12 protein-coding genes are annotated in these 12,656 nt (G+C 63.3%); 2 read left to right on the top strand and 10 right to left on the bottom strand.

The annotated features are described in order from the left end of the window. Window positions 1-21: 21 nt before the first annotated feature. Both NLY36_RS09685 and NLY36_RS09680 read left to right on the top strand, forming a co-directional pair. Window positions 22-939, top strand: coding sequence for an endonuclease/exonuclease/phosphatase family protein (locus NLY36_RS09685; protein WP_023695636.1), 918 nt, complete (start codon window positions 22-24; stop codon window positions 937-939). Beyond that, window positions 936-1,781, top strand: coding sequence for an EamA family transporter (locus NLY36_RS09680; RefSeq protein WP_023683217.1), 846 nt, complete (start codon window positions 936-938; stop codon window positions 1,779-1,781). The genes NLY36_RS09685 and NLY36_RS09680 overlap by 4 nt, the downstream gene beginning before the upstream one ends. Window positions 1,782-1,810: 29 nt before the next feature. On the opposite strand, the gene NLY36_RS09675 is transcribed toward NLY36_RS09680, so the two are convergent. The 10 genes from NLY36_RS09675 to NLY36_RS09630 form a co-directional block, all read right to left on the bottom strand. Continuing rightward, the gene (locus NLY36_RS09675; protein WP_023683218.1) at window positions 1,811-2,191 is read right to left on the bottom strand and encodes an MFS transporter; all 381 of its coding nucleotides are present in this window, start codon (window positions 2,189-2,191) and stop codon (window positions 1,811-1,813) included. Window positions 2,192-2,280: 89 nt separating this feature from the next. Further along, complete coding sequence (locus tag NLY36_RS09670; protein WP_023683219.1) at window positions 2,281-2,598, bottom strand: Dabb family protein; 318 nt, start codon at window positions 2,596-2,598, stop codon at window positions 2,281-2,283. A 20-nt stretch (window positions 2,599-2,618) separates the two neighbouring features. Further along, a complete protein-coding gene (locus tag NLY36_RS09665) occupies window positions 2,619-4,247 on the bottom strand; it encodes a GMC family oxidoreductase (protein WP_023671177.1) in 1,629 nt (542 codons plus the stop codon). Between the two features lie 12 nt (window positions 4,248-4,259). Next, entirely contained in the window at window positions 4,260-5,021 is a 762-nt protein-coding gene (locus tag NLY36_RS09660) for a 3-ketoacyl-ACP reductase (protein WP_023671178.1), read from the bottom strand. Further along, entirely contained in the window at window positions 5,018-6,520 is a 1,503-nt protein-coding gene (locus NLY36_RS09655; protein ID WP_023695637.1) for a GMC oxidoreductase, read from the bottom strand. Before NLY36_RS09655 ends, NLY36_RS09660 begins: the two co-directional genes overlap by 4 nt. A gap of 5 nt (window positions 6,521-6,525) precedes the next feature. Beyond that, the gene (locus NLY36_RS09650; RefSeq protein WP_023695638.1) at window positions 6,526-7,641 is read right to left on the bottom strand and encodes an ABC transporter ATP-binding protein; all 1,116 of its coding nucleotides are present in this window, start codon (window positions 7,639-7,641) and stop codon (window positions 6,526-6,528) included. 20 nt (window positions 7,642-7,661) lie between these two features. Continuing rightward, on the bottom strand, window positions 7,662-8,621 hold the full coding sequence (locus NLY36_RS09645) for a carbohydrate ABC transporter permease (RefSeq protein WP_023695639.1): 960 nt from the start codon (window positions 8,619-8,621) through the stop codon (window positions 7,662-7,664). Beyond that, window positions 8,618-9,568: a carbohydrate ABC transporter permease gene (locus tag NLY36_RS09640; protein WP_023671182.1), complete on the bottom strand. Its 951-nt coding sequence runs from the start codon at window positions 9,566-9,568 to the stop codon at window positions 8,618-8,620. The genes NLY36_RS09645 and NLY36_RS09640 overlap by 4 nt, the downstream gene beginning before the upstream one ends. 255 nt (window positions 9,569-9,823) lie before the next feature. Then, complete coding sequence (locus NLY36_RS09635) at window positions 9,824-11,077, bottom strand: ABC transporter substrate-binding protein (protein WP_027049809.1); 1,254 nt, start codon at window positions 11,075-11,077, stop codon at window positions 9,824-9,826. A gap of 58 nt (window positions 11,078-11,135) precedes the next feature. Then, window positions 11,136-12,647 carry an aldehyde dehydrogenase family protein gene (locus NLY36_RS09630; protein ID WP_023695640.1) on the bottom strand — a complete coding sequence of 504 codons (1,512 nt, stop codon included), beginning with the start codon at window positions 12,645-12,647 and terminating at the stop codon, window positions 11,136-11,138. Between the last annotated feature and the right edge of the window lie 9 nt (window positions 12,648-12,656).

Genomic DNA, 12,656 nt, shown 5'->3' with positions numbered 1-12,656 from the left:
CGAAATTGAGCCGGATAAGCAATGAAACTGGTCAGCTACAACATCCAGTACGGGTTCGGCGGCGATGGCCGTTACGATCTTTCGCGCTGCACCAAGCTGGTCGAGGGCGCCGATATCATCGCGCTGCAGGAGGTCGAGCGGCATTGGCAGCGCACCAATGAGGACGACCAGCCGGAGGTCCTGTCCAAGCTGCTGCCTAGCTATTACTGGGTCTATGGCCCGGCCTTCGACATGGACGCCAGTGAGCAGCGCGACGGCCGGGTCGTCAACCGCCGCCGCCAGTTCGGCACCATGCTGCTGTCGAAGCTGCCGATCGCCTGGTCGCGGCTGCACGCGCTGCCCATGCGCCGCACGCTGCGGCCGCTCAACACGCGCAACGCCGCGCTCGAATGCATGATCCGCACGCCGGCCGGACCGGTAAGGGTCCTGTCGCTGCATCTCGCCCATATCGCGGCGGAGGAGCGTCTGGAGCAGATCGACTATCTCTTGGCCGAGCATCGCCGCGCGCCGTCCGAGGGCGGCCCGTGGAGCGGCGCGGACGATGAGCCTTCGCGCAACTGGACCAGTGGCGAGGCCGAGCCGGAAAACCCGACAGCTGCGATCTGGATGGGCGATTTCAACATGGAGCCGGGCAGCGCCGAATACAGCCGCATCGTCGGCAGCACGCCCTATCATCGCGGGGCAGCTTATCTCGACGGCTTTGTTGATGCCGCTGCCGTCGCTAGCGAGCCGGCTGCCGATTTCCACACCCATGTGAAAACGATCGACGGGAAAGTGGCAAAACGCCGGCTCGACCATTGCTTCGTCGGCGGTATGTTCGCGGACCGTGTGCGCTCGGTCAGTGCCGATATAGGCGAGATCGCTTCAGACCATTTTCCGGTCCGGATCGATATCGATCTCGACGCCTTTGAGCTCGGGAGATCGGTGAGCCCTCGATGACGCTTTTCGTCTTTTTCGCGGTGCTTGCCGCCGCCGCCATGCACGCGATCTGGAACGCGCTGGTCAAGGTGCATCTCGATCGCTTCCTGTCGATCACGCTGATGACGCTGGGCATGGGTTTTGCCGCACTGTTCGTGCTGCCCTTCGTCGAGTTTCCAAAGGCCGCGGTATGGCCCTTTATAATCGCCTCGGTGCTCTTTCACATGGGCTACCGGACCTTCCTGATCGGCGCCTACAAGGCCGGCGATTTCGCCCAGACCTATCCGCTGGCGCGCGGCACGGCGCCGCTTTTGACCGCCCTCGGCGGCGTTGTCGTGGTGCAGGAGATGCCGGCGCCGTTCGCCATCCTCGGCATCCTCTTGTTGTCAGCCGGCACGCTGGTGATGTCGTTTCGCGGCGGCGCGCATCTGGAGCGGATCAATGTGCGGGCGGTCGGCTTTGCGCTCGGCACTTCGATCTTCATATCCAGCTATACGCTCTCCGACGGCAGCGGCGCGCGGCTGGCCGCAACGGCAACGAGCTATGCCGCATGGCTGTTCATCTGCGATGCCACGTGGGCGCTGGTGCTGTGCCTCATCTTTCGCGGGCCCAAGGCGCTGCCCGTGCTGGCGCGTGACTGGAAGGCAGGCCTGTTCACCGGCGTGCTCAGCGGCGCGGCCTACTGGATCGTCATGTGGGCGATGACCAAGGCGCCGATCGCCTCGGTGGCGTCGTTGCGCGAGACGTCGATCCTGTTTGCCATGATGATCTCGGTTTTCGCGCTCGGCGAGAAGATGACAGGCTGGCGCGGCGCCGCCGCGCTCAGCATCGTCGCCGGTGTCGTGGCCCTCAGACTGGGCTGAGAGCCTGATACTTCAGCCGAGCACCGTCATCACCTGTCCGCGCCGTTCCGGACTGAAGCGGATGACGACGATGATGCAGACGGCGACCACGCCGGCAAACAGCGCCAGCGCGTAGCCACGAGATTGGGCGAGAAGGCAGCCAGCGCGCCGATCACCGAATAGCTTACGATGTTGAGCATCAGAATGGGCTTGCGGCCATATTTGTCGGCCAGCCTGCCGAAGAAGAAGGCGCCGATGAAGCGTGTCGCCAGCGTCAGGAACAACGCTTTGGAGACTGCCGGGACGTCAGTGTTGGATTCGGTTGCGATATCGGTGAGCAGGAACGTCAGAAGGAAGAAATCAAAAGCGTCGAGCGTCCAGCCGAGGAAGGAGGCAAGGACGGTTTTCTTCTTCTGCGCGGTGAGAGCCACGACGTTCCTCCTAAACGCCCCCGGGGAACGATATGTTCCTTGGGGCGCAAAAGAGAACAGGCGTCAGCCGGCTTTCGAAAGAAGCGCGGTCACTTTTTCGTAATGTCGAGATCGAACACCATCAGCCCGTCGGTGCCGCCTTCGAGCGCTGCGACCAATCGGGCGCCGGCGCGCTGATGCGCTTCATGCACGAGATAGGCGTCGCGGGCGGCGGCATCGCGGAAGTCGATGGTGAAGGCATGGCTGAAGCCGCGCGCGAACGGCTCCGGGCTGACATTGGTGCTGAAATGGACCGTGTCCATGCCGTCGACAACAGAGCGCAGTGCTTCGAGATCGGCGTGGATTGCCGTGCGCTCGGTGGCGGGCACATCGCTGCGGAAGCGTACGAAGACGCAGTGTCTGATCATTGGTTCGTTCTCCTAAGTGGCTATGCGGCCCGATTGCCGGAGAACACCGCCGGCGGAAGCGGCTCGCGGCCGAGGATGATGTCGGCGCCTTTTTCGCCGACCATGATGGTCGGCGCATTGGTGTTGGAGGAAGGCACGCGCGGCATCACCGAGGCATCGCAGACGCGCAGGCCCTCGATGCCGCGCAGGCGCAGGTCCGGTGTGACCACCGCCATATCGTCATGGCCCATGCGGCAGGTGCCCACGGGGTGATGGTCGGTCTTGGCGGTGCGGCAGGCATAGTCGATCAGCTCGTCGTCGCTGGCGAGCGATGGTCCGGGCAGCACCTCGCGCAACACGTAAGGTGCAAGCGCCTTCTGCCGCATGATCTCGCGCGCAAGCCTGAGGCCCTTGATCGACATGGCGCGGTCATAAGGGTCCGACCAATAGTTGGGATCGATCAGCGGGTGGTCGGCCGGGTCGGCGCTGCTCAGCCGCACCGTGCCGCGCGAGCGCGGGCGCAGGAAGGCCGAGTTCAAGGTCACGCCGGGGTTCTTCAACCTCTCGACGCCGGCCTCGATGCCGGAGCCGAGTCCCAGATGGAACTGGATGTCGGGCGAGGCGGCGGTCGGATCGGCGTACCAGAAGCCGCCGGTCTCGAACAGGCTGGAGGCGACCGGCCCTTTCTTCAGCAGCAGATACTGCAAGCCGGCCCACGCGGTGCGGTGCAGCTTGGCGTAGTTGTCATAGGTGTGGTCGCCGGTGCATTCGGCGATGACGAACAAATCGAGATGGTCCTGCATGTTGGAGCCGACACCGGGCAGATCATGCACCGGCGTCACGCCGACCGATTTCAGGTGATCAGCCGGGCCGATGCCCGACTGCATCAACAGCTTCGGCGAACCGATGGCGCCGGACGAGACGATCACTTCGCGCTCGGCGCGCATGATGGTCTTCTCGCCGCCGGGTTTGTCGACGATCTCGACGCCGGTGGCGCGGCCTTTCTCGACGACGATGCGGGTGACCAGCACATCGGTTCGGACCGTCAGGTTCTTGCGGGCGCGGATGGGCTTCAAATAGGCGACCGAAGCGGATGAGCGCCGGGCGTCCTTCTGGGTCAGCTGGTAGTAGCCGACGCCTTCCTGGCTAGCGCCGTTGAAATCCGGGTTGAAGGGGATGCCCATCTCTTGGCCGGCGCGGAAATAGGCTTCGCAAATCGGCAGCGGCGAAATAGGGTTCGACACGCCGAGCGGCCCCTGGTCGCCGTGAAAATCGTTGGCGAAGCGCTGGTTGTTCTCGGCGCGCTTGAAATAAGGCAGCACGTCGCGATAGCCCCAGCCCGCGAGGCCCTCTTCCTTCTCCCATGCGTCGTAGTCGCGAGCGTTGCCGCGCGTGTATATCTGGGCATTGATGGACGAGCCGCCGCCGACCACCTTCGCCTGCGTATACCAGAAGACGCGGTCCTGCATGTGCCTCTGCGGCACGGTCGACCAGCCCCAGGAAGCGATGCCCTTGGTCATCTTGGCAAAGCCCGCCGGCATGTGGATGTAGGGGTGCCAGTCCTTGCCGCCGGCCTCGAGCAGCAGCACGGAGTTCGCTGGATCCTCGCTCAGCCGGTTGGCCAGAACGCAGCCGGCCGGGCCGGCACCTACGATGATGTAGTCGGTCATAACCCTATCCACCTACAGTCGAGGCACGGAGAGCGCGCCGTCGACATTGATAATCGAGCCTGTGGAAAAGCCGAGCTTGCCGGCGGCAAGCGTCGCCACCACGGCGCCGATGTCCGATGCTTCGCCCCAGCGTTTTGCCGGCACCAGGCCGCTGTCGATAAGCGCGTCGTATTTGGCTGATACGCTCGCGGTCATGTCGGTGCGAATGATGCCCGGCCGCAGTTCGAACACGCCGATGTTTTCCGGCGCAAGCCGTAGCGCCAGGTTCTTCACCCACATCGAAAGGCCGGCTTTCGAGATGCAGTAGTCGGCGCGTTCCGGCGAGGCCATATCGGCGCTGACCGAGGTGATGGTGATGATCGAGCGCGGATGATTGCTGGGAGCCGCCAGCATCGCCTTGGCGACGGCCTGGCTAAGGAAGACTGTGCCGCGCAAATTGACGTCCAGCGCACGGTCGAAATTCTCGGGCTTCAGCTCCAGCAGATCGCCGCGCACCACGGCGCCGATGCCGGCATTGTTGACGAGGCAGTCGATGCGGCTGAAGGCACGTATGGCGGCGTCGACGAGGGCCGTGTGATCCTCGAGGTTGGCGATATCACAACGGACATAGGCGAACTCCGCACCCCGTGCGGTGATGTTGGCGGCCAGTTCGTCCGGCGCTTGTTCGGCAAGGTCGGCGATCAAAATGTCGAAGCCGTCCCCGGCCAGCGCCTCGGCGCAGGCGAGCCCAATGCCGCGCGCACCGCCGGTGACGATTGCTGCGGGGCGGGTCATGCCGCGAGGTCCGTTCGGCGAATATGCTCGGCCACGCGCAGCGCCTGTGCCGCAATCGACAGCGCCGGATTCACGGCGGCCGAGTTCGGCAAAAAACTGGCGTCGACAACGAACAGGTTCGGGTGGTCGAAGGCGCGGCAGAAAGGGTCGAGCGGCGACGTCGCCGGATCGTCGCCCATTTTCACCGTGCCGCACTGGTGCGAGGGCGTGCGCTTGTCGAAGGGACGCGACAGCACGATGGGATAACCGCAGGCGCGGAAGTTCTCACGCATCACCTTGGTCAGCCCGTCCAGCGACTGCATGTTGGAGCGCCGCCATTGCATGACGATGTCCTTGCCGTCGACCATGATGCGGCTTTCCGGATCGGGCAGATCCTCGCACATCAGATACCAGTCGACGGCGCGACCGGCCATGTAATCGAGCGCGAATTTCGGCACGCGTTTGACGTTGGCCTTCAACATGTTGCCGTCGATCTTGCCGAGCAGTTGGACGTTGCCGAGCGGCTTGCCGCCTTTGCCGTCGGAGAGATAGTAGTCATTCAGCATAAGCGTCTTCTGGTAGACGCTGTCGTTCCTGCGGCGCGGATCGATCGCCAGCATGGCGCTCGAATTATGGTTCATGAAATTGCGGCCGACCTGGTCGGAGCTGTTGGCGAGGCCTTTGCCATCTGGTGAAGGCGAGCGCAGCAGGATGACGGCGGAATTGACCGCGCCGGCGGACAGGATGACCAGCTTCGGCGCGACTTTCTTCAGCTCGCCATTCTGACGGTAGTGAACGGCAGCGATGCTTTTGCCGTCGGACGACGCTTCGAGATATTCGACATGGCAGCCGGTTTTGAGCCGGATATTGCTGTCCTTAAGTGCAGCCGTCAGCGGTCCGGTCTGCGCATCGACCTTGCCCTGGGCGGTGTTGGGGAATGCGTCCCAGCCGGTCTTGCCCTCTTTCAGCCAGGTGTCGATGTCGACGCCTAGCGGCAGCGAGGCCGGATGCAGGCCGAGGCCTTTCAACTCGGCGCGGGCGCGCGCAATCGGCGCCTCGTCGGGCACCGGCTTGAAGGCATAGGGGACCGAGTGGAACGGTTCGGTCGGATCCTCGCCGAGTGAGCCGCGGACGCGAAACAGCTGCTCGGCTTTCGAATACCAAGGCTCGAATTCATCGTAGGAAAACGGCCATGCCGGCGAGACGCCACCGAAGTGCTCCATGGCGGCGAAATCCTCTTTGCGGTAGCGGATCAGCACCGCGCCGTAGAATTTCGAATTGCCGCCGACATAGTAGTAATTGCCGGGGTTGAAGGCGCCGCCGCCGGCCTCGCGCCACATCTCCTTCGGACGGTAGTGGCCGTCGACGAAGATGGAGCGCGTGTCGCGGGCATGCGGCGTTGCCGTCAAGGGCTCGCCGCGCTCCAGCATCAGGATCGAGGCACCGCTGCCCGCCAGGCCGGATGCGATCGTAGCGCCGCCGATACCGGAGCCGATGATGACGATATCGGGGCTGACCATCTCGATCAGCGGATGCGGTGTTCGGTCGCCGGATCGAAGAACACGGCCTTGGTCAGGTTGAAGGCGAGCGGCATGCTGGTGCCCGGCTGGATGTTGGCGTCGGCCCGCAACCGCGCCACCACGCCCTTGCCGCCGAGGTTGGTCACCGCGAACGTGTCGGACCCTGCCGGCTCGACCACTTCGATGTGCAGGTCGGCAGTGGCAATGTTGGAGGCGTTGCGTTCCGCACCTTCCGGATCGGTCAGCGCTTCCGGGCGCACGCCGAAGATGATCGGCTTGCCCTGGAATGCCGAAAGACCCGCCGGCGCGTTGGCCATCGGCAGCGTGATCGGCTCGCGCGCCTCGCGCTCCAACACGACGGACAGCGCATTGCCCGACGTGGCAATGGTCGCCGGGATCAGGTTCATCGCTGGCGAACCCATGAAGTCGGCGACGAACAAATTGGTCGGGTTGTTGTAGATCTCGGCCGGGGTGCCGAACTGCTGCACCTCGCCGTCGCGCATGACGGCGATCTTGGTAGCCAGCGTCATCGCCTCGATCTGGTCGTGGGTGACGTAGACGATGGTTGTGCCGGTGGTGGCATGCAGGCGCTTGATCTCGATGCGCATGTCAACGCGCAATTTGGCGTCGAGGTTGGACAAAGGCTCGTCGAACAGGAACAGCTTGGGGTCGCGCACCAGCGCCCGGCCCATGGCGACGCGCTGGCGCTGGCCGCCGGAAAGCTGGCTCGGCTTGCGCTGCAGGAGGTGGCCGATCTGCAGGACCTTGGCCACCTTGTCGATCGCCTTTTGGCGTTCGTCGGCCGGCACGCCGCGCATCTCCATGCCGAAGGAGATGTTTCCGGCCACCGTCATGTTCGGATAGAGCGCATAGCTCTGGAACACCATGGCGATGTCGCGCTTGGATGGGTGCAGATCGTTGATGGCGCGGCCGTCGACGCGGATTTCGCCCTCGGTGATCTGCTCCAGGCCGGCAATCGTGTTGAGCAAGGTGGACTTGCCGCAGCCGGACGGGCCGACCAGCACCAGGAAGCCGCCCTTTTCGAGCTCGACATCGATGCCCTTCAGGATCTCGACATTCCCGAAGCGCTTCTTCAGCCCATCAATTTCCAGAAAAGCCATGGTCGTTCCTTCCGAATTGATCAGCCCTTGACCGCGCCAGCCATCAGCCCGCGCACGAAATAGCGGCCGGCGACGACATAGACGATCAGGGTGGGCAGAGCCGCGATCATCGCGGCCGCCATGTTGACATTGTATTCGACGACGCCGGTCGAGGTGTTGACGACGTTGTTGAGCGCCACCGTCATCGGCATGGAGTCGCCTGTGCCGGCGTAAGCCGAAGCGAACAGGAAGTCGTTCCAGATGTTGGTGAACTGGTAGATGACGGTGACGACGAAGATCGGCATCGAGTTCGGCAGCATGATGCGGCGGAAGATCTGGAAGAAGGAGGCGCCGTCGACCTGTGCGGCCTTGATCAGCTCGTTCGGGAATGCCTCGTAATAGTTGCGGAAAAACAGTGTGGTGAAGCCGATGCCGTAGACGACATGGACGAAGACCAGGTTGACCGTCGGATTGCCGAGACCGAAACTCGTACCCGTCGCATTCTGCAGCTTCACGCCGAAACGTCCCAGGCTGCCGAGGATGGTCGCCATCGGCAGCAGCACCGACTGGAACGGAATGAAGCAGGCAAACAGCATCAGCCCGAACACGAGCGTGGCGCCGCGAAAACGCCATTTGGTCAAGACGTAGCCGTTGAGCGCGCCGAGCATGGTCGAGATCAGTACGGCTGGAACCACCATCTTGATCGAGTTCCAGAAATAGCCCTTGATGCCGGCGCAGGTTAGGCCGACGCAGGTCTCGCCCCAGGCCTTCAGCCACGGGTCGAAGGTCGGCGCTTTGGGCAACGCCAGCATGTTGCCGTTCTGGATCTCGTCCATGGTCTTGAACGAGGTCACCAGCATGACGAACAGCGGCATCAGATAGAACAGCGCAAACAGCGCCAGAAGCCCGTAGATGACGATGCGGTTGAGGGTCTTGGTGCTGATGCCGCCGGAGGCCTTTTGGGAAGCAGCGGGGCGGGCAGGGGTGGCGACAGCGCTCATCGCGGCTTCTCCCTGAGTTCCGAATAGAGATAAGGCACGATGATGGCAACGATGGTCATCAGCATGATCACGGCACTGGCCGAGCCGACAGCCATTTCGTTGCGCTTGAACGTGTACTCATACATGAAGTTGGACGGCAGCCAGGCCGAGCCACCGGGGCCGCCGCTGGTCAGCGCCACCACCAGATCGTACGACTTGATGGCGAGGTGGGCGAGCACGATGAAGGCCGACAGGAAGATTGGCCGCAGCAGCGGAATGACGATGCGGCGGTAGAGCTGGAAGGTGGTGGCACCGTCGATCTGCGCCGCCTTCATGATCTCGCCGTCGATGCCGCGCAGGCCGGCCAGGAACATCGCCATGATGAAGCCGGAGGCCTGCCAGACGCCGGCAATGACCACCGTGTAGATGACGAAATCCTTGTTCTTGATCCAGTCGAAATGGAAGCTCGTCCAGCCCCACTGATGCAAGGTCTGCTCAAGACCGAGGCCGGGGTCGAGGAACCATTTCCAGGCGACGCCGGTGACGATGAAGGACAGCGCCATCGGGTAGAGATAGATCGGCCGCAACACGCCTTCGCCACGTATCTTCTGGTCGAGCAGGATGGCCAGGAACAGGCCGAGCGCCAGGCAGATGGCGATGTAGAGAAAGCCAAAAATGCCCATATTGACGATCGACGTGTACCAGCTCGATGGCGGGTCGGAGTCGAACGTCCAGCCCCACAGCCGTAGATACGCGCGTGGTCCGGTAATGACATAGGACGGGAAGGTCTTGGAATTGGTGAAGGACAGATAGACTGTCCACAGGATGAAGCCATAGACGAAGACGATGGTGATGGCGAAGCTCGGCGCCAGCACGATCTTCGGCAGCGCGTCCTGCAGTCGCGCGCGCACGGAGGGGCGAGACCGCTCGGGTGTCAGCTTGATCTGGGTCGTCGCTACACTGCTCATGAGGCTCCTCCCGTTCGGGTCGTCCGTGCTCTGCCGTCAGGAGGCAAGGCGGCCCCGTGCATACGGGTCTCTGGTCGGCATGGTGTTCAAGAGCGATTTCACCGTTTCACGGAAACGGCGAACCTCTCTAACTCTTTCTTTTACGCAATTCCGGCCGGAAAACCGCTCACACTTTTCCTGGAATTGCGCCAGCTGGCCAATCCTTAGGTGACACCTTCCCCGCCGAAGCGGGGAAGGTGTGTTTCTGGCCAGCGCTTACTTGGCGTCGTCGATTGCCTTGACCAGTTCGGTCACGGCTTCGTCCGAGGTCTTGATCTGACCGTGAACGAACTTCGAAACGACGTCCTTGTAGGCATTGGCGACCGCCGGAGGCGCGCCATAGCCCTGGGCAAGCGAGCCGAACAGTGTGCCGCCTTCGTTGGCAGCCTTCAGGTCAGCGATGCCCTTCTTGCCGCACGCGTCGAAGTCGGTGTCGGGAACGTCGGTACGGGCGGGAACCGAACCCTTGACGACGTTGAAGGCCGACTGGAAGCTCTTCGACAGGGTGGCGGTGGCCAACGCGACCTGGGCGGCCTTGCGGTCGTCCGGAACGTTGAACATGCCGAACATGTCGGAGTTGTAGACCACCGAGCCTTCCGTGCCCGGGAAGCGATAGCACAGGAAGTCGGTGCCCGGCGTTTTCTTGGCGGCGTTGAACTCGCCCTTGGCCCAGTCACCCATCACCTGCACCAGGGCATCGCCCTTGATGACCATGGCGGTGGCAAGGTTCCAGTCGCGGCCCGAGAAGTTCGGGTCGACATAGGTGACGAGCTTGGCGAGGTTGTCGAACGACTTCTTCATCGTGTCCGACTTGAGGGACTCGTCGTCGAGGTCGTTGAAGGCCTTCTTGTAGAACTCAGGTCCGCCGGTCGACAGCACAACCGAGTCGAACATGGTGGCTTCCTGCCAGTTCTGGCCCCCAAGGGCGAGCGGAATGACGCCAGCCGCCTTGGCTTTGTCGAGCAGGGCGACGAAGTCGTCGAAGGTCTTTGGCTCGGTGCCGCCGATCTTGTCCATCACCGCCTTGTTGATCCACAGCCAGTTGACGGAGTGGACGTTGACTGGAGCAGCGACCCACTTGCCGTCATAGACGGAGAACTTCTGCAGGGCTGCCGGAACCGACTTGTCCCAGCCTTCCTTCTTCGCCGTCTCGGTCAGGTCGCCCATGACGCCGGCCGCCGCATAGTCGAGCACGGTGTAGCCGAGCATCTGCGACGCGGTCGGGTAATTGCCGGCCGCGACCATCGCCTTCAGCGCAGTCATGGCGGCGTCGCCGCCACCACCGGCCACCGGCACGTCCTTCCAGGCATAGCCTTCCTTGGCAAGGTCGCCCTTGAGGACGTTGAGAGCAGCCGCTTCGCCGCCCGACGTCCACCAATGCAGCATCTGCACTTCCTTGACGTCCTCGGCATGGGCCGAGAAAGCAAAGGCCGTCGCCAGAGCCGTTCCGATAAGCAGTTTGCGCAACATGTTCTACCTCCCTTGTTGCATTACACGACCGGTGGAAGCCCACCGGGTTCTTCCAAACTCAGCCGACCCACCAACCGGTGCGCTGGCCGCGATGAAACTGGATTGTCTTTTCCTCGGTATAATCCTCGACAGCGCGTTTGCCGAGTTCGCGTCCGATGCCGGACTGCTTGTAGCCCCCGAATGGCAACTCGGGAAAGCCTTCCATGAATGTGTTCACCCAAACGGTCCCCGAACGCACACCACGCGCCACCGACATACAAGTGTCGATGCTGGCGCTCCACACCCCTGCAGACAGACCATAGGGCGTGTTGTTGGCGATGTGCAACGCCTTTTCAATCGATCCAAAAGTCAGCACGGAGAGCACCGGGCCAAACACTTCCTCGCGCGCAATAGCCATGTCTTCGGTAACGCCGCGGATGATGGTCGGATCGAGATACTGGCCGGCATTGGACGCCAATTGGCCGCCACCGGTATAGACATTGCTGCCGTCTTTTGCTGCCGCCACGACGTAATCCGCCACCTTGGTCAGATGGTCGGCGGAAATCATCGCGCCAACCTTGGTTCGGTCGTCGAGTGGGTCGCCGACCGTTACCTTGGCGGTCAGGGCCTTGACAGTGGAGAGGAAATCGTCGGCGATGGCTTCATGCACGATCAGCCGGCTGCCGGCATTGCAGCATTCGCCGGCGTTGAAGAAGCCGCCGAACACTGCTGCGTCAGCGGCCGCCTCGAGATCGGCATCGGGGAAGACGATCTGGCCGTTCTTGCCGCCGAGCTCCATCGAGACTTTCTTCAGCGACTGCGCGGCGGAAGCCATGGTCATCTTGCCGACGCGGGTAGAGCCGGTGAACGACACCATCTCGACCAGCGGATGGCTGACCATCGGCCCCCCGACATCGGCGCCGAGGCCGGCCAGGATGTTGACGACGCCCGCGGGCAGGCCGGCCTGCATCAGGATGTCGCCGAGCACGAAGGTCGAGGCCGAGGTCATTTCGCTCGGCTTGACCACCGCGGTGCAGCCGGCGGCGAGCGCGAAGGGCAGTTTCTGGCTGACGATCAGGAACGGGAAGTTCCACGGGGTGATGATCGAGACGACGCCGATCGGCTCGCGCAGGACGACGCCCAGCATGGCGTCGCCGAGATTGGCGTAGCTCTCGCCGTGCAGCGTGCGGGCGAGCGAGGCGGCATAACGCCAGATGTCGACGGAGCCGCCGATCTCGCCACGCGCCTGGGCGATCGGCTTGCCGGACTCCAGCGCATCGAGGCGGGCGATGTCTTCGAGCTGGGCCTCGATCAGGTCGGCCGTCTTGAGCAGGAAGGCTGCGCGCTCGGCCGCCTTCGTGCGCGGCCACGGGCCGGTCTCGAATGCCTTGTGCGCGGCCTGCATGGCCGCCTCCACCTCGGCCTCGCCGGCCTGCGCATAGCGCGAAACGGTGAAGCCATGGCCGGGGCTGTTGCGCGCAATCGTGCGGCCGTCACGGGCATCGACATGCTTGCCGTCGATCAGGAGCTTGTAAGCCTTCGGCGCCTTGGACGCCTCGGCCGGCATGGAAATGTTGAGCGGTGCGTTCATCATGCTTTC

Source organism: Mesorhizobium sp. C399B, assembly GCF_030323185.1.
Classification (GTDB): Bacteria; Pseudomonadota; Alphaproteobacteria; order Rhizobiales; family Rhizobiaceae; genus Mesorhizobium.
The sequence above is the reverse complement of the archived record's forward strand: the minus strand, read 5'-3'. Positions and strand labels throughout refer to the sequence as shown.

Excerpts from the sequence above, each read along its gene's own strand:
- NLY36_RS09685 (WP_023695636.1), top strand. The coding sequence starts at position 22 with ATGAAACTGGTCAGCTACAACATCCAGTACGGGTTCGGCGGCGATGGC.
- NLY36_RS09680 (WP_023683217.1), top strand. The coding sequence starts at position 936 with ATGACGCTTTTCGTCTTTTTCGCGGTGCTTGCCGCCGCCGCCATGCAC.
- NLY36_RS09670 (WP_023683219.1), bottom strand. The coding sequence starts at position 2,598 with ATGATCAGACACTGCGTCTTCGTACGCTTCCGCAGCGATGTGCCCGCC.
- NLY36_RS09665 (WP_023671177.1), bottom strand. The coding sequence starts at position 4,247 with ATGACCGACTACATCATCGTAGGTGCCGGCCCGGCCGGCTGCGTTCTG.
- NLY36_RS09660 (WP_023671178.1), bottom strand. The coding sequence starts at position 5,021 with ATGACCCGCCCCGCAGCAATCGTCACCGGCGGTGCGCGCGGCATTGGG.
- NLY36_RS09655 (WP_023695637.1), bottom strand. The coding sequence starts at position 6,520 with ATGGTCAGCCCCGATATCGTCATCATCGGCTCCGGTATCGGCGGCGCT.
- NLY36_RS09650 (WP_023695638.1), bottom strand. The coding sequence starts at position 7,641 with ATGGCTTTTCTGGAAATTGATGGGCTGAAGAAGCGCTTCGGGAATGTC.
- NLY36_RS09645 (WP_023695639.1), bottom strand. The coding sequence starts at position 8,621 with ATGAGCGCTGTCGCCACCCCTGCCCGCCCCGCTGCTTCCCAAAAGGCC.
- NLY36_RS09640 (WP_023671182.1), bottom strand. The coding sequence starts at position 9,568 with ATGAGCAGTGTAGCGACGACCCAGATCAAGCTGACACCCGAGCGGTCT.
- NLY36_RS09635 (WP_027049809.1), bottom strand. The coding sequence starts at position 11,077 with ATGTTGCGCAAACTGCTTATCGGAACGGCTCTGGCGACGGCCTTTGCT.
- NLY36_RS09630 (WP_023695640.1), bottom strand. The coding sequence starts at position 12,647 with ATGAACGCACCGCTCAACATTTCCATGCCGGCCGAGGCGTCCAAGGCG.